The organism is Candidatus Nucleicultrix amoebiphila FS5 (assembly GCF_002117145.1).
GTDB classification, from domain to species: domain Bacteria; phylum Pseudomonadota; class Alphaproteobacteria; order Caedimonadales; family Nucleicultricaceae; genus Nucleicultrix; species Nucleicultrix amoebiphila.
On the sequence record NZ_CP008743.1, the window covers coordinates 911,360 to 932,643 of the forward strand.

At 40.3% G+C, this 21,284-nt stretch carries 15 protein-coding genes, 2 tRNA genes and 1 riboswitch; of the genes, 11 read left to right on the plus strand and 6 right to left on the minus strand.

Annotated elements, in window-relative coordinates; genetic code table 11:
* Positions 1 to 965: 965 nt before the first annotated feature.
* Positions 966 to 1,880, plus strand: coding sequence for a LysR family transcriptional regulator (locus GQ61_RS04445; protein WP_085784162.1), 915 nt, complete (start codon positions 966 to 968; stop codon positions 1,878 to 1,880).
* Here GQ61_RS04445 and addA read toward each other — a convergent pair.
* The 3 genes from addA to tsaE are packed head-to-tail and all read right to left on the minus strand — an operon-like array spanning position 1,867 to position 8,337.
* Positions 1,867 to 5,076 carry a double-strand break repair helicase AddA gene (gene addA / locus GQ61_RS04450; protein WP_085784163.1) on the minus strand — a complete coding sequence of 1,070 codons (3,210 nt, stop codon included), beginning with the start codon at positions 5,074 to 5,076 and terminating at the stop codon, positions 1,867 to 1,869. The genes GQ61_RS04445 and addA overlap by 14 nt on opposite strands.
* The gene (gene addB / locus GQ61_RS04455; RefSeq protein WP_198157419.1) at positions 5,058 to 7,892 is read right to left on the minus strand and encodes a double-strand break repair protein AddB; all 2,835 of its coding nucleotides are present in this window, start codon (positions 7,890 to 7,892) and stop codon (positions 5,058 to 5,060) included. Before addB ends, addA begins: the two co-directional genes overlap by 19 nt.
* Positions 7,885 to 8,337, minus strand: a complete 453-nt coding sequence (gene tsaE / locus GQ61_RS04460; RefSeq protein WP_085784165.1) for a tRNA (adenosine(37)-N6)-threonylcarbamoyltransferase complex ATPase subunit type 1 TsaE — start codon at positions 8,335 to 8,337, stop codon at positions 7,885 to 7,887. The genes addB and tsaE overlap by 8 nt, the downstream gene beginning before the upstream one ends.
* Positions 8,338 to 8,419: 82 nt before the next feature.
* Positions 8,420 to 8,517, plus strand: a riboswitch (TPP riboswitch).
* Here tsaE and GQ61_RS04465 point away from each other — a divergent pair.
* The 10 genes from GQ61_RS04465 (at position 8,506) to GQ61_RS04510 (ending at position 18,230) form a co-directional block, all read left to right on the plus strand.
* On the plus strand, positions 8,506 to 9,819 hold the full coding sequence (locus tag GQ61_RS04465) for an MFS transporter (protein WP_085784166.1): 1,314 nt from the start codon (positions 8,506 to 8,508) through the stop codon (positions 9,817 to 9,819). (Overlaps the previous riboswitch by 12 nt.)
* Positions 9,820 to 9,869: 50 nt before the next feature.
* Positions 9,870 to 10,466, plus strand: a complete 597-nt coding sequence (locus GQ61_RS04470; protein WP_085784167.1) for a DedA family protein — start codon at positions 9,870 to 9,872, stop codon at positions 10,464 to 10,466.
* 43 nt (positions 10,467 to 10,509) lie between these two features.
* Positions 10,510 to 10,583 (plus strand) — tRNA-Cys (locus GQ61_RS04475).
* Between the two features lie 60 nt (positions 10,584 to 10,643).
* Positions 10,644 to 10,719 (plus strand) — tRNA-Asn (locus GQ61_RS04480).
* A 224-nt stretch (positions 10,720 to 10,943) separates the two neighbouring features.
* Positions 10,944 to 12,083 (plus strand): Fic family protein, encoded by a 1,140-nt coding sequence (locus tag GQ61_RS04485; protein WP_085784168.1) that lies wholly within the window; start codon positions 10,944 to 10,946, stop codon positions 12,081 to 12,083.
* 269 nt (positions 12,084 to 12,352) lie between these two features.
* Entirely contained in the window at positions 12,353 to 13,153 is an 801-nt protein-coding gene (locus GQ61_RS04490; protein WP_085784169.1) for a type IV toxin-antitoxin system AbiEi family antitoxin domain-containing protein, read from the plus strand.
* Position 13,154: 1 nt separating this feature from the next.
* On the plus strand, positions 13,155 to 14,360 hold the full coding sequence (locus GQ61_RS04495) for a nucleotidyl transferase AbiEii/AbiGii toxin family protein (RefSeq protein WP_085784170.1): 1,206 nt from the start codon (positions 13,155 to 13,157) through the stop codon (positions 14,358 to 14,360).
* Between the two features lie 291 nt (positions 14,361 to 14,651).
* A complete protein-coding gene (locus tag GQ61_RS04500) occupies positions 14,652 to 15,869 on the plus strand; it encodes an OmpP1/FadL family transporter (RefSeq protein ID WP_085784171.1) in 1,218 nt (405 codons plus the stop codon).
* Positions 15,870 to 16,038: 169 nt separating this feature from the next.
* On the plus strand, positions 16,039 to 16,887 hold the full coding sequence (locus tag GQ61_RS04505) for an Hsp20/alpha crystallin family protein (RefSeq protein WP_085784172.1): 849 nt from the start codon (positions 16,039 to 16,041) through the stop codon (positions 16,885 to 16,887).
* Positions 16,888 to 16,979: 92 nt separating this feature from the next.
* Positions 16,980 to 18,230, plus strand: a complete 1,251-nt coding sequence (locus tag GQ61_RS04510; protein ID WP_085784173.1) for a hypothetical protein — start codon at positions 16,980 to 16,982, stop codon at positions 18,228 to 18,230.
* A 250-nt stretch (positions 18,231 to 18,480) separates the two neighbouring features.
* Here the strand turns inward: GQ61_RS04510 and GQ61_RS04515 are convergent, their stop codons facing one another.
* The 3 genes from GQ61_RS04515 to GQ61_RS04525 form a co-directional block, all read right to left on the minus strand.
* Complete coding sequence (locus GQ61_RS04515) at positions 18,481 to 19,902, minus strand: ABC-F family ATP-binding cassette domain-containing protein (protein ID WP_085784174.1); 1,422 nt, start codon at positions 19,900 to 19,902, stop codon at positions 18,481 to 18,483.
* A 190-nt stretch (positions 19,903 to 20,092) separates the two neighbouring features.
* On the minus strand, positions 20,093 to 20,341 hold the full coding sequence (locus GQ61_RS04520; RefSeq protein WP_085784175.1) for a hypothetical protein: 249 nt from the start codon (positions 20,339 to 20,341) through the stop codon (positions 20,093 to 20,095).
* Positions 20,341 to 21,165 (minus strand): cupin domain-containing protein, encoded by an 825-nt coding sequence (locus GQ61_RS04525; RefSeq protein ID WP_085784176.1) that lies wholly within the window; start codon positions 21,163 to 21,165, stop codon positions 20,341 to 20,343. The genes GQ61_RS04520 and GQ61_RS04525 overlap by 1 nt, the downstream gene beginning before the upstream one ends.
* Positions 21,166 to 21,284: the final 119 nt, after the last annotated feature.

Consider the following 21,284-nt stretch of genomic DNA (forward strand, 5'->3'; position numbering starts at 1 on the left):
TCTTGATTGGGATGCGACGATACGCTTTAAACGATATCTCTTCGTTGCAAACATGATCGCGGGATTCCCTTTCCAAGGGCAAATTTTTTTATTTTCTTTTTCCAAGATTTTGTCTCTGCAAGCGCCTTTGTTCATAAGGGTTTTCAGAGGTCGTGTGCATTTTTTTTAATCTTTTTTCTTGGTCCTTTTTGCCCTTTAGGCGTATAAATACCCTTATGTTTGTTCTGCAGAATAACATTTACCCTTGTCTCTCCCCAAGAGAGACTGGAGTAAGATACGTTAAAGAAGTAATAGGTCATTAAGATCTTAAGACCACACAGTAAACGATCTTTTAAAAGGAAGAGGGTTAGTTGTCCGCCGGCCCAGGACCTTTTAAGAAGATTTTTAGAGTGTTAAAAGAATTTTTCCCCGGGGAAAGAGCTTCGAAGAGAGAAGATTTGAGAGAAGAGTCTCCCTTTGAAAACGGTATCATGCTCTTTCCTCCCTCAGCGTCCTGAGCCACCCAGGCGATGGGGGAGTGAAAGAGTCATCACCCAAGAACAATAAAAAAACATCGTCAGAAAATGTCATCGCGCCGATTCTTTCAGAACCGCGGCAATTCAGCGTGCTTATTGGTAACCAAACCACGTCTCTGCGAGGCCCCTTGGCCGCGGCAGTCCATATTGCTTATTTAACTGGATCACGTCGCTTCGCTCGTGATGACGCACTTCTATAGGCCGTCATCGCGCCGGTCTTTCAGAACCGCGACGCTCCAGCGTGTTTATTGGTAACCAAACCACGTCTCTGCGAGGCCCCTTGGCCGCGGCACTCTCGCTTGTTGTGCTGGATTGCGTCGCTCGTCAAGGCTATTCCCCATCTATTGAGCATGATTTTTGCGTGTATTTATCTCGCCATTTGAACCTTTTGATCTAATTTTTATCAATTTTTAATCAAAGGCTCGTAAAATTAAAGGGTGAGGAGACCCTATGGATTGGGATAAGTTGAAGTTATTCTACATCACCGCAAAGATCGGCAACATTTCAAAGGCTGCTCGAGAGCTGAATGTTACCCAATCTGCCCTTAGTCGGCGCATATCAAGTCTTGAAGAAGACTTAGGTACGCAGCTTTTAAACCGTCACTTAAGAGGGGTGACGTTAACCTCTCAAGGAAAAGCTATTTTTCCTGAACTAGAAAAAGCCTTTAATAAACTTGAATCTCTCAATCAAATCATCCAATCCATGGATAATACTCTTGCAGGCGATCTACGCATTGCGTCGAACTTTGGGTTTATTGATACTTGGCTCAACTATTATCTTCCTGATTTTATTAAAAAGCACGCCGAGATTAGACTATCCGTTCTTGTCAAAGAAAAAATCGTCGACCTTATTGATGAAGGTATTGATCTCGTCATTACGAGCTTCTTTCCCGATTCACCTCTCGTTGAAAAAGAATTTTTGATGAGCTGGAACCGTTGTCTTTATGCGAGCGAAGGATATCTCAAACAGTTTGGCATTCCTAAAACCGTCCAAGATCTCAGTCATCATCGGCTAATCAGCTTTGGTGAGAGCAAATCCTTTCTTCATGAAGATAGAGACTGGCATTTAAAAATTGGTACTGAACCTGGCGAAAGACGCGAGCCATATCTCGCGATTAATTCTATGCGTGCCATGTTGACAGCGGCCCAAAATGACATAGGCATCATAAGTTTTTCTCAAGAATCACTTCTATTGAAAGATACCAACTTGATCCGCGTATTACCTGAGATTCAAGGTCCTCATATTGATATTTTTATGGTTTATCTGAAACAGCAGGAAAGCCTTGAGCGCCTTAAGATCTTTCGTAATTTTCTTAAAGAACAAGCAGAAAAAACAAAAATTACGCCGGGCATTAAACAACCGTAAGTGTCGCCGTTTCCGTCCACAAAATATAAGCTTCAACGGATTTATTTGGGTAAAGGCCGCGCACAAGTTTTTTATAGAGTTCTAGTTGAGCAACATATTCTCGTGGAACTTCTTTTCTTTGATGACACGCAGAATTTTGATCCGATTTAAAATCAACAATAAGCACCCGCTCATTTTCAATGATTAATCGATCAATCTGAGCATTCACGATCTCGCCCTCCACCTTTCCAGTAAGAGGCACTTCCCCATAGCCATTCGCTTGAAACAGATGGGAAAATTTTGGATCCTTAAGAATACCATGAACTTTAGAATAAAGTTCTTGCCATTGATCCTTCATATCAAAATCTACTATCAGAAGACGCGCGGTTTCTGACCAATCTTGTTCAGGAATTGAGGGAAGTACTTCTAACAATTTATGAATAAGAAGGCCACGCTTGTAACGATGATCTTTAAGAGCGAACTGTGTCGCTTCCTGAGAATCAAGAGCTGCAGATGGTCGTTTTGGAGGCAGCGTCCCCTGTTCAACTGTAGGCTTTATAAAAAGCCAAGCGGGCTCAGGTTCAGACTTCCTCGCAACACCCAAAGACTTCTCTTCAAACAAAGGGGTAACTTTTTGGCTCTCTCTTATTTGTAAAACGGTCCCTTCTGACAAATCAAAAGAATGCGCTAATGGAACCAGAGCATTGGTCATCACTTCGTACCAGTTACCTTCGGCTGATGATCGTTGTCCCTCATAGCCACAAATATAAAGACGATCCTCTGCTCTTGTCATCGCAACATAAAGGAGACGATAATATTCCTCTATTTTCTTTTTTTGTAGGGCTTGCCGTAAAACAGAAGTTTGCTCTATATCCTCATCCATTCGAGGATTCCATATCCAGCCAACAGATGAAGGTAGCCAATCTTCACGCACTTGCGGCACACGCGTTGTATCGGGCAAAAAGACAATCGGTGATTGTAAACCCTTTGCACCATGTATAGTCATTACGCGAACTTCATTTCTGCTGTGCCCCATAAAATCACGTTTTACATCGATCTTTTGTCCTTTCATCCAATAGACAAATTTCTGCAAACTAAAGACTTCACGCTCTTCAAAATTTATTGCAAGACTGAGTAATTCCTCAATCACATCTCTGACCTCTAAACCCAAGCGTCCTTGAAATTTTTTCCAGCCTTCGAACTCGTTAAGGATTTTGGACAAAAGACTATAAGGTCCCATAAAATCAACACTCTTTAACAACTCTCTTAGAATAGTTGATTCAAAAGAAAATTTCGGGTGCTGCTTCAAACGTTGCCAAAGACTCTCTTTCCCCCGATCAAAACACAATTCAAATATCTGTTCTTCATTCAAACCAAAGAGGGGACTTTTAAGAACACACGCCAAATGAAAATCATCTTCAGGGAGCAACAAAAATTCGCATAAAGCCAAGAGATCTTGTACAGCGATATTTTCCAAAAGTTGCAAACGATCAGCACCCGCTACAGGAATTTTATGAGATTTAAGAGCGCGAATTACTTGATATAAAAAGGAACTGCGTCTCTGCACTAAAATCATGATATCGCGCGGCTCAATAGCTCTTCCTTTTGCAGGAAGTCTCTCACCATTTTTCAACCAAGTCGAAATTTTTTTAGCAATTTGCTTAGCCAAACTATGAGAGGTAGAATTTCCCCCCTCTAACATTTCTGCCGTTGGTTTAAGGAGAGGCCAGATTTCAACTAAGCCCCCTTGCTCTTCTCGCGTACTTTCATGAAATGGAACATTAAAAAGATTTTGAAAAGTCGCATTGACCGCTTTTAAAACAACAGGGGAAGAACGAAAAGAATGCTGTAACGTTACATCCGACCAAGTCTTTTTTATCCTATTTGATTTTTCAGAAAAACTATCCCTTACTTTTTGAAAAATATCCGGATCTGCTCCTTGAAAACTAAAAATAGATTGTTTTTCATCACCAACAGCAAAAAGAGTACGATTGACCTCACGAGCGCCCTTACCGGCAAAGAACTCTTCGACTAAAGCTTCAACGATGGCCCACTGCTCCACATTAGTATCTTGAGCTTCATCTACCAAAATGTGATCAATTTCTGCATCAAGCTTATAAAGAATCCAATCGCGCATATCTTGACATTGCAGTAGCCTTAGGGTGTGAGAGATCAAATCGTTATAGTCAAGGGCAGCCGATTGCTGTTTTAAGGAAGTGTATTTCTCTCTTAATGAACTGCCAATTTTCATCAAAGCCGAAGAAATATTTTTTATAGTTTCAGCTTTTCTCATTTGCTCATAGAGTGATATTCTTTGAGCCTCTGCTTCAAATAGATCTCTAATCCCGGGATAATTTTCGGTTATTTTTTTGCTCAAAAGACGTGCACGCTGCTGACCTTGTTGGTTCAGAAATATTTGAAAATAATCGCGTCTTCTTTGGTATAAATTTTCACTGTGCAAAATTTCCTTTAAAAGAAGAGCTCTTTTCTGATCTTCTACTCCCCCATTTATCATTATTTCAGCAGCATTTTTTAACTCTTCACCAGGGATCTCAGTATACCAAGGAAGAAGATCTTTTATGTCTAGATATTCCTTTAATGTTTTTTCACCATAAGAATGAACGTTCTTCTCAAGAGCGATTGAGGTTAGAAAATCTTTTAATTTATCAAAAGAAAATGAAAGCGCTAAAACGTCAAAATCCTTTTTATTTTTGTTCCCCTCACCTACAATATCTTCAAAAGCTTTTTCAATGAGTCCATGAGATTCAGCCTCATCAATAACTTTAAAATGCGGAGTTATTGCGGCTTCTAAAGGAAAACGTTTTAATAAGGCTTGGCAAAAGCTATGAAGTGTTTGAATTTTAAGAGAATCTGTCCCATCAATAATTTTGCAAAAAAGACGGCGGGCTCTTTCTAGCTGTACTTCTGATGGCTGACTACCAAAAAGAGATGTCAAATCTTTCACAACGAACTCTTCGTCCATTGTCGCCCAAAGCCCCAAGCGTTCAGTCAATCGATGCAACATTTCTGCAGCAGCAGCTTTTGTGAACGTAATGCCCAAAATATGCCCAGGATCTATATTTTCTAAAAGCAGCAATAAAATTCGATCCGTCAGAATTTTAGTCTTTCCTGTCCCAGCCGACGCTGAAACCCAGACATGGGACTGCGTGTTGAGAGCCTGACGTTGTGATGCTAAACTTAAAGAATGCTGAGCCATTCTGCATTCCTTGCTAAATGTGGATAAAGAGTTTTTTCTGCTGTTAAAGGCGGGCGATAGGCCGTACTTGGATCGTCATAGTATTCTACAAGATACCGCAAACGCTTCTGCGCTTCTTGGATAAGATGATCAACATCTCCTAACTCAACAACGGCTTCATCCTGTTCGGTCTGCAACTGCCAATATTCTAAGCCAATAACTTTGGTAGCTGACACCCTGTCGCTTAATGCTCCTCTTTGCACCAGAAGACCCTCTAACGGTAATTGTAGCGCGTTTTGTTTTTGCACTTCAGAATAGGAAGGAGCTTTGCCGGTTTTATAATCAATAAGTTTAACAGCCTGCCCTTCATGGAGTTCTAGGTGATCTATTTTTGTTGTCAGGGTAAATCCTGGGATCACTTCATTAGCCCCTTGTATTTCAGCATAAATAGCTTTTACATGTGATCGTTGCGTTATGATTTTAAGAAAATTTTCTGCAACTTTTCTAAAACGGGGCATCCAATAATAAGTGACTTTTGGATGCCGCGTGTGGGGCGCGAAAAATTCCATTCCCAAACTCTCTAAATTTTCTAGAGTCAGATCTTTCAGTTTTGTGGACTTTTCAAGAACCTTATGGACAACTGATCCAAAAAAAGCCTCATTCAACTCTAGACCCAATTCAGAGAGAGGACGTAACTTCAGAATCTCATCCACATAAAGTCCATAAGGATCTTTACTCAAAAGATCGATTTGCGTAACACGTAGTTTTTTGGGTCTTGCACTCACTGGAGGACATGCCTTCGGGCGCTTAACTGAGACAATTTCTTTTGGCTGATCAAGGAGATGTCTCCATCCAAGCCAATTTTGCGCAGGGTATATTGTAGATTCTTTGTCGACACCTTTGAGCACAGTCTTAAGACGTAAAACCCACCGAGATGGAAAAGTAGGAGTTCCTTGAGAGCGCTGTGAACGAGACAAGTAAACTTCATCACATTGCAAAAACTGGCAGAAATCATGAGCCATAAATCCGATATTTTGTTCAGAATCTGGTAGACCTATTTGTGTCTTCATCGTGTTACTTAGCCAGGGACTTTCTGATTTTCCCTTGGGCCAGACTCCTTCATTAAGCCCTCCTAACACCACCACATCTGGTCGCATAAGACGCGCTTCTAAAGGACCATAAATGAAAAGTCTTGGGTGATGACCCCAGGGCTGTCGAACGCGTTCAGAGGCTAAAAAGTTTTGCAAAAATCCTGGGTAATCTTCAGCGCGAAGGTCTGTAAAGTCAGATGCAGATTTTAACAAGTTCTCAAAAAAATCACGGGATGCTTGACCAATATCATCTTGCCAAAGCGAGAATCCCGTTTCATCTTGATGTCTTTTGGAAGCAGCATCACAAAACTTCACATGGACTTCGATAAGAAACTTAAGACTTGTCGCCTTCTGTTTTTGTAGTTGCCAAGCATGTTGAGCATCCTCAACAACCCGACTCCATAGTGAGTGATAGCATTCGATCCTACTAGGATCCCCCTTTAATTCTTTGCCCCTTAAATAATTTTTCTCAAAATCACGGCTTTGAGACCTGATCAGTTTTGTAGACATCCCAAAGCGACAAAAAGGATGTTTGAGAAAACTAAGAAAAGTTACACTATCAAATTCCTTAAAGAGAAGCGCGGCTGAAAGAGCAAAGAATCGTCCATGGAGTGTTTCACACAACCTTGTTCCTGCTGAATCATCTACAGACAATCCCCAGCGACGTAAATGCACCAATACTCTTTTGGCCAAGGTACGATCCGGCGTGATCAAGGCTCCTGTTTTTTGGGGAGCTTCTAAAACTCCTCTTAAGATCATTGCCACACTTGAAGCTTCTTCTTCATCATTACTAACCTCAAGCAACGTTATTTTTTTTAATGCCCCTTCTTCGATGAGATCTTTTGTTTTTGCATTTCTCAAGTCATAGGGATGAAATATATTTTGAAAAAGTTGCTGTCTTGAGGAAACGTTAGAACCAAGACTCCAATTTTTAATATCTGATCGTGTGATATCCATGATTTTGAGGAGTCTTGAAAGAGCATACTGGGGATGGGAATAGGGCAAACTTTGCCAATGTGCCTCATCTAAAGTGTGATCAAGGCCGGGTATCAAAATGAGGCCACGCGGCAAATCTTTAATAGATTTCAACAACCGAGCAACACTCGGGAGTGTTCCAGTTAATCCAGCCCCAATGATTGGAGTTTTGGGAGGCTCTTTCTGCCAAGACTCTGTCAATTTTTCAAGAATAATTGTACGTCGATATGCCGGATCCATAACATTTTTTTCTTTTAGAATACGCGGCCATTTATCCGTTAAAACTTCAAAAAAATTGAGAATTTTTTGCCAATGTTCTGCATAAACTTCCGGAACAATTTTTTTGAAATTTGTAAGCTGTACTCCCTCATCTCCAGCTTCATCTAACAATTCAATCAGTGAGGACGCCAATTGCATAGCATCATTGTAACTGACCCCTAAGATCTTTTGTCCTGCTTCATACACAAGCTTACTTAAAAGACCTAAACGAGAAAAAGCATTAACAGCTGGGACAAGATCACGCTGATAGTGTACGGGCAGCAAATCGTTGGGAATATCTGTAATAGGAATCATTCGCGGTAAAACGATAGGATGATTTTGACTCAAACGTCCTACATTCTCCGTTAAATGGCGACACGCACGTCGGGTAGGCAGAAAAATAAGTGTCTTTGCATTATGCAAGGGATCTTGCTTGGCGCCATGAATCAAAAATTGAGACAAAGTCTCTAAAAAAGTCTCTCCTCCTGGTACATTGAATACGCCCTTATCCATGAGCGTTCTCAAGTGTTTTGATTGTTTTAATCCAATGTCCTGTACCCGAAAGCTCAATACTATGATCTTGAGCATCCATAGACAAAGTTAATGTGTTGGTAAGCTCAAGTTTTGGAAGTCGTTCAGGCCATTCAATGAGCACAATCCCTCCGCCTAAAGCTTCTTCCAGACCTAATTCCCATATTTCTTCAGAATGTTTTAGACGATATAGGTCAAAATGCCAAATCAATGCTTTTGTGGATTCATAAGTTTGTACAAGAGTGAAGGTTGGACTGGGCACGTCTATCTCATGCCCCATCAGTGCGCGCACAAAACCCCTCGAAAATTCTGTTTTTCCGGCGCCTAAATCTCCCTTAAGCAAAAGCACATCTCCTGGCTGACTCTTTTCAGCCACTGCAGCAGCAAAAGCATAAAGCTCTTTTACAGAAGTGGGTTTAATACGCATCGCCCTCGATCTTAAATTTGTTTCTTATTACTTCCTAGCGCCAATAAGTTGACAGCGCAAATCCAAAAATCTATGCTGCAGTATATTCTCATCGGGGTGCCCATAGGGGGCTGAGAGGTTTTCCAACCCGTGAACCTGAACCAGATAATGCTGGCGGAGGAAATTGAGATGACAACCATCTATTCTGATACTATTACTTATCATTCAAAGGTCTACGGCCGTAAACATCGCTACAGTATTATTATTGGCAATCTGCTAGAGCATTTTGATTCATCCCTTTATGGCTTTTTAGCGCCTATTTTAGGGAAACTATTTTTCCCCAATTTTTCGCCCCTTTACCAGCTGATCTTAACATACAGTGTTTTTGCAGTTACTTTTATTGCGCGACCTTTAGGCGGTGTATTTTTTAGCAAATTGACCTATCGCTATGGTCCTTTAAAGGCTCTCTCTTGGACACTTATTGGTGTTGCCCTTGCCACAGGCCTTATGGGGCTAATCCCTGGAGCAGAACAAATTGGTATCTTGGCGCCCATTCTTTTAGTAAGCACGCGCTTTTTTCAGAGTTTTTGCGCGGCTGGCGAAAATACCATTGCGGGATATTATCTTATAGAAAAATGCCAAAAGCACCAGCAAGTCCCCTTAACCAGCATTTATCAAAGCTCAACGGTTTTGGGAATCCTAGCAGCTTCGTCGTTGAGTGCTTTAATTGTCGCCTCTCCCGATTCTCAGAATTTATGGCGTATACCCTTTATTATTGGCTTTCTCGTGGGACTTTGCGGTTTGTGGATGCGATTTCAGTTAAAAGACGATCGCCCTCTCTCCGCTTTCAACATTGCCTTACCTTATGGGGCGTTCTTAAAGCGCATTAAAGCTAACTACAAACTGATTATTTGCTTTATCCCCATTTACGGGCTTTCATATTTAACCTATTCATTTATTTTTGTTTTTTTGAATCCCTATCTTCCGCAAATCAGCTCTCTTTCTCTGCCAAGTCTTATGAACCAGTCGAGTAGTCTGCTATGGCTCGACGCCCTTATTATGCCACTGGTTGCGCTCACGATCAGGCAATTGAATTGGCAACGTGTGATGATTGGATGCGCTTTGTTATTCTTAGTAAGCACTTGCGCCCTTCTTGGCTTTTTCCAGGGGCTATCGCTTATGGAAGTCTTTATTTGGCGCGCATTGATGGTTATTGGTGGCGTTGGTTTTTCTGCTGCTTTAATTCCTTGGGCTGCTAGCATTTTTCCTGATCAAGATAAATATCTTATCCACAGTATCAGTTATGCCATCGGATCTGAGACCTTTGGACGTACGACTCCCGCCATTTGTCTTTGGATTTATAGCTTAACGAATCATCCTTCAAGCCCATTGCTCTATGTTGCAGGGGTGATCTTTATGACTTTTTGTTGTTTTGGCTATTTATATCGCACCTCAGAGAATCAATCCGTTGACGCAAGCCAGTTTTCCCTAGACAAGCTTTAGAAAAAACCATTAAGTAAGAACATATTCACCCTTATAAATTGCGATCGTTTATGGAAGAATTTTTTAAAGAATATCAATTTTTAGGCTATCTCATTGTCCTTTTGGGCTCCTTTGTTGAAGGAGAGTCGGTCGTTCTCACAGCCAGTGCTTTCTCTTATAAGGGCTATTTTTCCCTCCCCCTTCTTATGGTCATTTCCTTTTTAGGGACTTTGTTTGCTGATCAGCTTTTGTTTTACATTGGGCGTTTTTATGGCCCCAATCTTATTGAGCGTTATCCAACGCTGAAAGAAAAATCAAAGCGCGTTTTTGAACTTCTGCATAAATACAATGTGGGATTCATTTTGTCATTTCGCTTTATTTATGGCATTCGCATCGCCAGTCCCTTAATTATCGGTGCCAGCGGTATCAGCATCAAACGCTTTACGATTCTTAATGTGATTGCAGCCTTTATCTGGTCAGTGTTGAGCTGTTTAGCCGGGTATACTATTGGCTATTTTGCCGCTGACTTTGTTGAAGAAATGATTATGAAGATTTTGCACTTAGAAAAAATGGCGCTGGGGATTCTTGGGGCCATTGTCGTCGTCGTTTTTGGCATTATTTATATAAAGAAAAAGTTTTTCTCATCAAAACCAAAAAACACCAATTGACCGACTTCTAAGAGGGCGTTACATTCCCTCCATGCTCAAAACTGGCCGGGTGGCAGAGTGGTTATGCAGAGGACTGCAAATCCTTGTACGTCGGTTCAATTCCGGTCCCGGCCTCCATTTTGAGCTTGCCTTGGCTTTCTGAGTCTGCTAGAGAGCCATGTGTAAGTATAGTCGTGATCCCCGGTAGCTCAGTCGGTAGAGCAAGTGGCTGTTAACCACTGGGTCGGCGGTTCGAGTCCGTCCCGGGGAGCCAATCCTGAAAAAGCTTTTTTTCACAAAAACCCAAAGTTTAAAAATTTTTAGTGCCGCATGTCGAGTCCTAAAAATAAATCAAACTCTTGTAAATTAGTCCTCTTCATTCCATTAACATTTTCTTTATTGTAATAAAGTGATCTTAATTGCATTAACATTTTCCTTATTGCAATAAAATGCGCTAAACTGCATTAAGAAAAGTGTGATTGCAGGAAAGGTTACACGATGACATTTGGCAGTTTTAAAGAAATTTCTGGGCATGGAGAAAGCTACAAATGCTATGTGCCAGGCCACTTAACCAAAAATCTCATCGATATCAGTAAGTTTCAAGGACTCCTTGATCAAGCCAATCAAGCGTTAGGTAGAATTGACGCGCTCTCTGAATTCATACCCGATATCACTCTCTTTATCTATTTGTACGTAAGAAAAGAAGCTCTCCTGTCTTCTCAGATTGAAGGAACGCAATCTTCTCTCGCTGACCTCTTTATGTTCGAAAACAATCTCTCTCCTTCTGTAGCAGCATCGGATGTAGAAGAAGTAACCAATTATGTAAATGCCATCAATTATGGTCTAAAAAGGATCCAGGAACTCCCCTTCTCTCTAAGGCTCATTAAAGAAATCCATAAGGTCTTAATGAAAGGTGTGAGAGGGCAAGATAAAAACCCTGGTGAGTTTCGAATCTCTCAGAATTGGATAGGAGGAAGCCGTCCTGGTAATGCATTGTATGTTCCTCCTTCCCCTGATTTGGTTATTCCTCTCATGGGCGATCTTGAAAAATTTATTCATTTGGAAGATGCGGGACTTCCCGCTTTAATTAAAATTGCATTCACTCACGTTCAATTTGAAAGCATCCATCCTTTCCTCGATGGCAACGGAAGAATTGGAAGATTACTTGTGACTTTGTTATTGTGTAACTGGAAAATTCTAAAACATCCCGTTTTATATATCAGTTATTTTCTCAAAGCAGAGAGACAAAAGTATTATGACTTATTACAAAAATTAAGAATGGAGAATGATTGGGACAGTTGGATTTCATTCTTCTTAAAAGGTATTATTGAATCATGCCAAGATGAAATCTTTGCTACAAAACGTCTCTTAAAAACCCTGCAGGAAGACACACAAAAAATATCAAGTTTAAGATCTGGCGCAGTAAGAGACGTGTTTGACCATCTCAAAAAACATCCCGTTACAAATATCCCAACAATAAGTGCTCATTTAAAAATTACGCAACATACTGTCCTGTCGGCATTAAACAAATTGGAAGAGATGAACATTGTGAGGGAAATCACAGGAAAACAAAGAGGCAAGATTTATACTTATGATAAGTATATTCATATTCTTTCCGAGGGGACTGAGCCTTTGTAGGAGTGCCGTTAATTACATCTGCACGTCTACATCTCATGGAGTGAGAAGAGGATCCTTTAATGTACCATTGTCGTAGTTAGCCTAAAAAGATCCGCGTATTCCGCTTACCTCTTATTCACAAAATGCTTACCACTATAGTGCATATAATACGCAATTATTCCCACATTAAGGGTATTACTGCGCTTTATATGCACTAATTCAGTTGCATTAAGTATATTACATATGTCATTATTCTTATATTAGTGGAATTACTGCGATTATAATGTACTATGTCTACCATATCAGGTCTTGGAAAATTAGATAGGGAGCAACTTTCATCAATTTTGAGGGAAGCAGAAAACGTCATTTCAGTTGAACAAGCCTCTGAAATTTTAGGAGTTTCTCGACACCTAGCTGGAAAGCAATTAGCTCGATGGTGCAGCAAAGGATGGTTATCTCGCATTAAACGAGGGGTGTATATCCCTGTTCCCCTAGAATCAAAAGTGACTGATGTATCTTTAGAAGATCCATGGATCATCGCAGAAAAGTTATATAGACCTTGCTATGTTGGAGGTTGGAGTGCAGGAGAATACTGGGGGCTAACAGAGCAAATTTTCCGAACCCTTCTCATTAAAACAACCCAAAAACCGCGCAACCTTCATCCAGTAATGAACGGTACACCCTTTATGCTTATTACAACCTCTCCAAATGCAATGTTTGGGTTGAAACCTGTGTGGAGAGGCCAGATTAAGGTTATGGTATCGGACCCCACGCGAACCATTATAGATTTTTTGGTTGACCCTAAAATTGGGGGGGGAATTCGAACAACAACAGATATGCTGAAGGAATATTTGCAATCTGAGCATAAGAATCTTTCTTTAATGATTGAATATGCTACCCAACTTGCTAATGGAGCTGTTTTCAAGAGGTTGGGATTTTTACTAGAAATGTGTGTTCCTGAAGAAACGGCAACTATTGAAGCTTGTTCAAAACATCTAACTAAAGGAAAAAGCAAGCTGGACCCTCAATTGAGCGCAGATAAGCTCATAACAAAATGGCGTTTGTGGATACCGGCTAACTGGAAATACTAACATGATCTCTAACAAAAATTTAATGACCTTAGCAGGGGAATTTAGCCTAGATGTGAATGTAGTCGAGAAGGACTACGTACTTGGTTGGTTACTCGCTGCAATTAATAACCATCGTTTCTTATCTAATAAGTGGATCTTCAAAGGAGGAACATGCCTTAAAAAATGCTATTTTGAGACCTATCGTTTTTCTGAAGACTTAGACTACACACTAATTGATGAAAGCCAAATTGACGTTGATTTCTTGACGATGTGCTTTAATGATATTGCACCATGGCTTTATGACGTTGTTGGAATTGAGATTCCCAAAGAAACCATTCAATTCAAAATTAGAGATAATAAAAGGTCTGCTGAAGGAAAGGTTGGCTATATAGGGCCTATGCAGCGTAGACGTGCTCCTGCTCGCATAAAATTAGATTTAACTGTGAATGAACTTGTTGTAACAAGCCCAGACCTACGATTAGTTCACCATCCATACAAAGACAATCCAGAAAGTGGCATTAAAAGTTATTGCTATAGTTTTCCAGAAATTTTTGCCGAGAAGCTAAGAGCATTGGGTGAGCGGGCACGACCAAGAGATTTATATGATGTCATTCATCTTTTTCGCCATGCTAACCAGGCTGAAACTGGCGAACAGGTCTTTGAAGTTCTCAAGAAGAAATGCGAATTCAAATCCATTTCTGTTCCCACCCTAACCTTTATGGAAAACCATCCTAAAAGAGACGAACTCAGAGCAGAATGGGAAAACATGTTAGGCCATCAGCTTCCTGCCTTGCCGAATTTAGATGATTTCTGGCAAGAGTTGCCCAACGTTTTTAATTGGTTGGAAGGTAAAGGCAATAAACTAAAATTGGATTTGTTCCCATTCCAGAAGAAGGATATGGACCTCACTTGGCAACCGCCAAGCATGATTAGCCCCTGGAACACAACAATACCTTTAGAATTAATTCGTTATGCTGCAGCGAATCACTTATGCGTGGAAATAACATACAAAAAGAAAGATCAAACAATTAAAAACTATTTAATTGAACCATACGAATTAAAAAGAACAAAAGATAGAAAACTATTGTTATTTGCAGTTAAGCTTCCTTCAAATGAGCCAAGGTCATTTTTAATTGAAGGCATCCAAAGTGTAAAAGCAACCGAGAAGCACTTTACTCCTCAGTATTTTATTGGATTGACGCCTTTCTCGTTGGGCCGTTCAACCTAATGTAACGGTTATTTAAGGGGATGCCTAGCTCATCAGGAGGAGGATGTTCTCGTGACGAGAATACTTGGATAGCTTCTCTTCTGACTACACTAATGCTCTACTAAACAAAAACGCTTAGATATTTCCCAGTGTTGAAAGTTGGATGAGGCTGTCTAATACAGTTGAAAATTCGCAACACTTTCAGCAATCGCATAACTCATTGTTTTTACGCATAAAAAATTCGATCAAATTTTAATAAATTACGTCGATTCTATGGTAAACTTTTAAAAAAATTTGGGAGACACCATAGGCATGCAGTTCGTTAATTCATTGAAAATCCGACGTTTTTCTTTAACAAAACTTTCTTTATTTTTCATAGTTGGGTTGATGTACACACACGGCGCACAAGCGCGCAATGGTCTTTTCCCTCATTTCGTAGGAACACATGGTATGCTGAGTGGCGCAGGAACGGCGCTTCCTCTTGATGCCTCCAATGTTATTGCAAACCCCGCACATATTGGACGCTTACCAACGCATGTGGCACTATTCCAAGGCGTTTTTAATCAAGATCAATCTCTAGATTCATCATCAGCCCTTCTTGGAAATCCGATTGGAAAGCAAAAAAATCGTTATAAAACGCTCTTTGTTAATGATGCGGGATTTAACTATCGCATTAATGAAAAATGGGCTTTTGGTATCGGAATGTCTGGGGGGGGCGGCTTTGTTGCCTTCAAGTCTGCGACCAGAAATCCTGGTGCACTCAACCCACCGAACGGCAACTTTGACAATGAAGCTGTTAATCGCGTCATATTAACTGCGCCAACACTTGCGTATAACCCAACAAAAGGTCAATCGTATGGGATAAGCTTGCTCGTCGGATATTCAGACTTTTGGATGAACTTAGGCCTCCCCAATGGACAACAGATCAGCGGACAGCTTCAATCCAATAAAGTTTTTGGGGTTGGTGTTCGCATTGGAGGCATGTGGGATGTCAATAAATATCTGACGATCGGATCTTCTGCCGCAACGCCTGTTTTCTTTGCAAAGTATAATAAATATCCCGAGTTTCAAGATGCTTATGAAATCCCTGCAACCTTTCGTTTTGGAATTGCTGTACATTTCAATCCTCAAACAGATTTTGTTTTGGATTTCAAAGGTATTTACTGGGGCAAAGTAAACTTTTTACACAAAAATCTAGGCTGGGGAAACCAAGCGATTATCTTAACGGGTATTCAACATAAATTTACAGACTCTCTAACAGTCGGCATTGGATACAATTATGGAAAATCGCCGATTTATGAGAATAAAGTTTTCTTTAATGCTTTGAGTATTCCCTTAGATGAACATCATATCAGCGGAGGTGTTCGTTATAAAGTTACTGAAAGCGTCGAACTCATTGGTATTGGTTATTTTATTCCCCATAAAAAAATGACTGATGATGGCACATCCATGCCAGGAGGCGTCAGCAGAGGGGCCACTATAGAAAGTAGAACGATCGGTGGAACCTTAGGACTTAGAGTTAATTTTTAAGGTTAATGCGTGAATATCACGGGTTAGTTTGTCCTTAATATGCTTTCAATTTTATTAAGGATAAATTAACCACTCCTCTCTAATACTAATTTAACTCTTAGGGTAACAATATCTCCGTATCTGAGAGTATTGAAAAATATTCATCGTATAAATCAGGAGGACTTTCATCATGTTAGCTCAAGCTCAACCTAAACCTTCAAATCAAAGCGATCCATCTTGGTGGTGGCAGAATCAGGCATCTTCTCGTGCATGGCAAAACCAAGCCCCACAGTGGTGGTGGCAGAATCAAGCGCCTCAATGGTGGAATTGGCAACATCAAGCCCCCCAACAATGGCATGGCTGGCAGAATCAAGCCCCACAGTGGTGGAACTGGAATAATCAAGCTCCTCAACAATGGAACAGTTGGCAAAACCAAGCAAACCCCAATTGGTGGTGGCAGAACCAAGCCCCCCAACAGTGGCATGGCTGGCAGAATCAAGCCCCACAGTGGTGGAACTGGAATAATCAAGCTCCTCAACAATGGAACAGTTGGCAAAACCAAGCAAACCCCAGTTGGTGGTGGCAGAACCAAGCCCCTCAAGCATGGTGGAATCCAGCATGGAAAGAAGATAATGTAAAAAATTTTCCCGGCTATGGTGGTGGTGATGGACCTGGGTCAAATAATCCTTGGCCAGCTAATGGGTGGCAAAGTTGGAATTTTTACAAAGGAGAAGGGGCCTGGTGGGCTTCTCAAGGGTTCGCTGTTAAGTATTGGGATAATGACACGGAAACAACTATTGAATGCTATATCCCCGGTATTAATGCTGAAAATTGTGAACTAACAACATTTGGAAATGACGTCAGGATTCGTCTTGTTGGTCAAGAAAATCAAGGCTACATCAATCTTTCTCTTCCTCCTTATGCTGATACAACGCGCATAGCCGCAACTGCTGCTAAGGAGCTTTTGAAGATTACTGTTCCGACACGTGCAGAAATCACAAGCAACATTAAAAAATTCAAGCCTAGCAAGGCTAAATAAAGAAACTCATAAAAAAGGCTGAACCCATGAAGAGCTCAGCCTTTTTTGTATAGAGTTAACAAGAACATATATATTTAGAATTCATAGTAAAAATGAAGAAAATACTCTTATTGTGTGCAGTACTAGAAACTTTTTTATCAACACCTGTTTTTTCTTCTGCTATTGGAATAACGCCAGATCCTGGACAGCACATATTCCAAAATGTCACAAAAATAGATGATGGACTATATACATCTCCTATGACAGATCAACCAGGGTTACGTCTTGTCATGGAGAAAATTACTGGCTTTAATATAGTTGCATGGAAAAAATATCTTGAAGTTCAAAACGCTCCTCGCGTAGTAGGCGCAGTAAAAAGTTTAGTAACTGGCACAGGGAAACACGTACAAAAAGGTAATATATCTGATGGCTCTGGCTATGCGCTTAGAGTTTTAAACAGTGTTTCAATAGAATCAAATGAAGTGTGGATGGCTTACATCACATCAGATTCAACGGCACGTCACATAACACTGCCCATCGATTATCAAGCAGGAAGAGAATATATGTTTCGAGATAAAAGCTCTTTCCCCTACAATCTTAAAATGTATATGACAGTGACTTCTTCTCCTAATGCTTTGCTCACATCACACCTTGGCATAACGGTATCTGCCGAAGGTGTTTTCACTGGACGACCAAAGGGAGTTTCCGTAGATTTGCATGCCTTTGCAGCTAAAGTTATGTTGATAAGAAACCCTAAACGTCGCTTCATGGTCAACGCTCCCGTTGAAGCCATGACGCAAATTTTGACGAAAGCGTTGCCTTCGGATTCTCTTTCTATGGGAACAAGAGAAATGCAAGATCATATAAAAAAGTATGATTATATGGAATTAAGCGAATTAAAGGAACAACACCCAGAAATTTATCAAAAAATTCTAGAAAAAAGCAAACAAGAAACAGATCGAGAAATGGAAAAGCTTTCTATCAATGAAGCTGAAAGAAAAGGAGTATACGATAGACTTTTGCAAAAAAATTTGCACGAGTCTTTCGAAGAGTTTAAAACGCCTTGGAATTGGGACAACGTCCACAAAGAAGCACCAGGCGACTTAGAGATGCAACGCATACTGTCTCGTGAGAAAATGCACAAGCGTATGAGTGATCATCCTCCTATTATTTCTACCCAGGGAAAAAGTTTAACATCAATGAGTCACGGGATAACCATTTCTCACCCGGCTTCTCAATTTCACTTGGAAGTTAAGAAAGGCGATAAAGATTACAATTGGCTTTCTACAAGAGTCTTTGATCCTGCTACGTCTGCGCAGCATCCAATAGCAGTGGACTTAAATAAATTAGCCCATTCAAAATAAATATTTATTAAACGAGGGAAGAACACCCGCTTAACTTTTTTCCTGCGGTCTTCCAAATTTAACTTTACAATAAATAGTAATGGATATGAGAAGATCCCCACAGAAACCAATATCATCACCCTATAATCCAAATTTTGAAAGAGAATCTGTGTCAAGAAATTCATCTGACCATAGATACTTAAGATACACAGAACATAAAATTTACCTAAAAAAGGTTTCGAATTTAATTGCCATCACTTAGCTCTAAAACTTAATAATCCCCGTTAATTTTGAAATACGTATCCACCCCAACCTCCTCCAGGAAATCAGCATCATGAGAAATCACAATCATAGCTCCGGGATAAGCTTTCAGAACTTGGATAACATGTTCGCGTGTTTCTAAATCAAGATTATTGGTGATTTCATCAAGGATCAGGAGCTTTGGGCTACAGGCTGCGATTTGTGCTAAACTCAGCCTTGCTTTTTCCCCACCAGATAAAGCACGAATAGGGCTATTTACCTCCTCATTTTTACGGAATAGAAAATCATTTAGGTGGCACCTTATTTTAGCATGAGACCAATAGGGCGCGCGTTCTGATATTGTCTCAAGCACGGATTTATGGGGCTGAAGAGTGCTGTAATGTTGATCGAGATAGCCGATGTCTTCTCTTTTGATAACAAGCCAGTCTCCGGTTTTATAGACTGTATCATCACCAAGGATGGCTTTAATCAAAGTCGATTTTCCACTCCTGTTATCGCCCGTGATAGCCATACGTTCATCGCCAGAAAGATTGAGGCTAATTCCTGATAAGAGCGGGACATCTATAGAATACCCAACGGATCCATTTCCAATTTGTATAAGCGTTCGAGCACCTACTTCGGAACTCCCAATAGAAAATTTAGGAATGATGATTTCTGGGATACGAAGTTCAGCTAAGCTTGCTATTAAATCATATTTACGCTTATCAATAGAAGATTTCTTACGTCCTGAAGTTTCCTCAGCACGCAGCGCTTTGCTTTTACTTACGATAGTTGGCCATTTACGCTGATCGATGCTTTTCTCGCCCTTGAGCTTGCTTTTGGCAGCTCGTTGTTGCTCTTGCATCAGCTTATGGTGCATATCCTTTTTCTGGCGATTTAGAAGCGCCAGCTCGCTTTCAATGGATGCACGCTTAAGTTTAATTTCATAAATATAATTGTCATAATTACCGGAAAATACATGGATATTCCCGTTATCGATGTGCCAGAGCTTATCAATACAAATACTCAGAAGTTCTGTATCATGAGACACAACAATCAGTGTACCATGGTAATTTTGCAGCATCCGCATCAAGCTTTTTCGATTGCGGCGATCTAAATGATTGGTCGGTTCATCTAGCAATAGAACGTTTGGATCAAGGCTTAAGGCTTCTGTCATAACCCTGTTTAAGCGTTCACCACCACTTAAGTTGACGTGATCTTCAATGACTTGGGGAACGTAGCCAATAATCAAATCCTCACTATGTATAATGGCCCCATCAGAAGAGTCAAAATAGCCCGCTATTATTTTCAATAATGTTGATTTACCGCTGCCATTTCTGCCGATGATCCCAATGCGACTACCATAAGCAATCTGGAAATTGAAATTGTTAAAACAGGTTTTGTGGGAAAAAGATAGATCAAGGCTTTTGATTTGAATGGGTTTATGCATCATAATTTCTCTCTATAAAAGTGATTTTAAGGACTGAGTAACAAAACAATGCGCATCTGCTGATTATTGTTTTGTGCCCTAAAATTCAGGGCAATTTTAGAGAATGATTTTCATGATACGTAAAACCTCTACAAATTATATGCGTATGTAAATATGTTTAGCCTCAGAAGGCAATAACTTTATTCAGCTCAGTTTAAGAGCTCCCAGTTTTAGCATAATGGGCCATTCTTGAAGTAAGATATTCCATCATACGCCATCCTTCCCAAAGAACAGCGCGCATTTCGTGAAGATCAATATTTGGTGATGCTTTAAGAATTTCAAAGCCCATTTTTGTATGTTCTTCATCAAGCTCACTATGAAGTTTAAAGTGCGTCGCTCCAGGGAAATGCGTTTGCGCTTCACTATGAAAGATGTGGGAAGCAGCTTCAAGAACACAATGCATCAAAACCGTTTTCTCTTCAGGACTTCCTGATAAAGCGCGTTGATAAAACCAACTTGCTGCAGCATCGAGAATAGGATCCCAGAGAGAAATAGGTTTATCCCCCTGAGGGATGATAATTCTTTATTATGGCCTGCTTCTTCTTCCCAGTGTTGCTCAGCTAACATTTGAAATGCTTTTGGACTGCCCGCTGCAACACGTGCTGCTAAAATTCTTTGAAACCAGTCGGACCAAAAATTAAGTGCTTCTAAGAGTCGTTCACGCACTTCTTTTTTCTTGATGTGATCTGAAGCGAGTAATTTCATTAAAGCATTTTTTCTGAAATGTTTTTCATACTTTTCCTGATCTTTTAAGAGCAGCTTAAATTCATCTTCATCAGTTTTTCCAGTAAACTTAACCCTTGGATTTTCTGGATCTTCATAAAGACCTAGCCCCTCAAATTGGACAGAAAGACCCCAAAATCCTTTTTTTCCTTTGCCTATAAAACCATGGCGACAATTTGGAGGAACAATAACAACATCTCCTTCATTGACTGCCTGATGCACATCTCCTAAAACCATCCCCTCTCCTGAAGTAATAATGATCATACTTGCTGTAGGGTGCTGATGAATACTCAGAGTTTCTTCTTTTCTCAAGCGAACCCAACTCATAGAAAAACGAGACTGCTCAGGCATAAAATAACTTAAGTCTTTATTCTTTCTAAAATCTAGCAAAAGACCAAGGTTGTGAATTTCTCCAGCAACATTTGCATAATTAACGGCAGGAATATCTTCTCTCGAAATTACTTTCACTCTTTCCATATTTGACAATTGAGCTGGAAACCCCATGATGTGCTCCTTTATTAAGTTCTATTATTTCTAAGGTAATGAAAATAGGTGAATGAAAAGTTAATCTTTTCTTTTCCTATCCTGCTGGGAAACGAAGCGTGTGCACTTGCCGACAATGT

Coding starts and splice junctions, on each gene's coding strand:
- GQ61_RS04445 (WP_085784162.1), top strand. CDS start 966: ATGGATTGGGATAAGTTGAAGTTATTCTACATCACCGCAAAGATCGGC.
- addA (WP_085784163.1), bottom strand. CDS start 5,076: ATGGCTCAGCATTCTTTAAGTTTAGCATCACAACGTCAGGCTCTCAAC.
- addB (WP_198157419.1), bottom strand. CDS start 7,892: ATGGATAAGGGCGTATTCAATGTACCAGGAGGAGAGACTTTTTTAGAG.
- tsaE (WP_085784165.1), bottom strand. CDS start 8,337: ATGCGTATTAAACCCACTTCTGTAAAAGAGCTTTATGCTTTTGCTGCT.
- GQ61_RS04465 (WP_085784166.1), top strand. CDS start 8,506: ATGACAACCATCTATTCTGATACTATTACTTATCATTCAAAGGTCTAC.
- GQ61_RS04470 (WP_085784167.1), top strand. CDS start 9,870: ATGGAAGAATTTTTTAAAGAATATCAATTTTTAGGCTATCTCATTGTC.
- GQ61_RS04485 (WP_085784168.1), top strand. CDS start 10,944: ATGACATTTGGCAGTTTTAAAGAAATTTCTGGGCATGGAGAAAGCTAC.
- GQ61_RS04490 (WP_085784169.1), top strand. CDS start 12,353: ATGTCTACCATATCAGGTCTTGGAAAATTAGATAGGGAGCAACTTTCA.
- GQ61_RS04495 (WP_085784170.1), top strand. CDS start 13,155: ATGATCTCTAACAAAAATTTAATGACCTTAGCAGGGGAATTTAGCCTA.
- GQ61_RS04500 (WP_085784171.1), top strand. CDS start 14,652: ATGCAGTTCGTTAATTCATTGAAAATCCGACGTTTTTCTTTAACAAAA.
- GQ61_RS04505 (WP_085784172.1), top strand. CDS start 16,039: ATGTTAGCTCAAGCTCAACCTAAACCTTCAAATCAAAGCGATCCATCT.
- GQ61_RS04510 (WP_085784173.1), top strand. CDS start 16,980: ATGAAGAAAATACTCTTATTGTGTGCAGTACTAGAAACTTTTTTATCA.
- GQ61_RS04515 (WP_085784174.1), bottom strand. CDS start 19,902: ATGATGCATAAACCCATTCAAATCAAAAGCCTTGATCTATCTTTTTCC.
- GQ61_RS04520 (WP_085784175.1), bottom strand. CDS start 20,341: ATGCATTGTGTTCTTGAAGCTGCTTCCCACATCTTTCATAGTGAAGCG.
- GQ61_RS04525 (WP_085784176.1), bottom strand. CDS start 21,165: ATGGGGTTTCCAGCTCAATTGTCAAATATGGAAAGAGTGAAAGTAATT.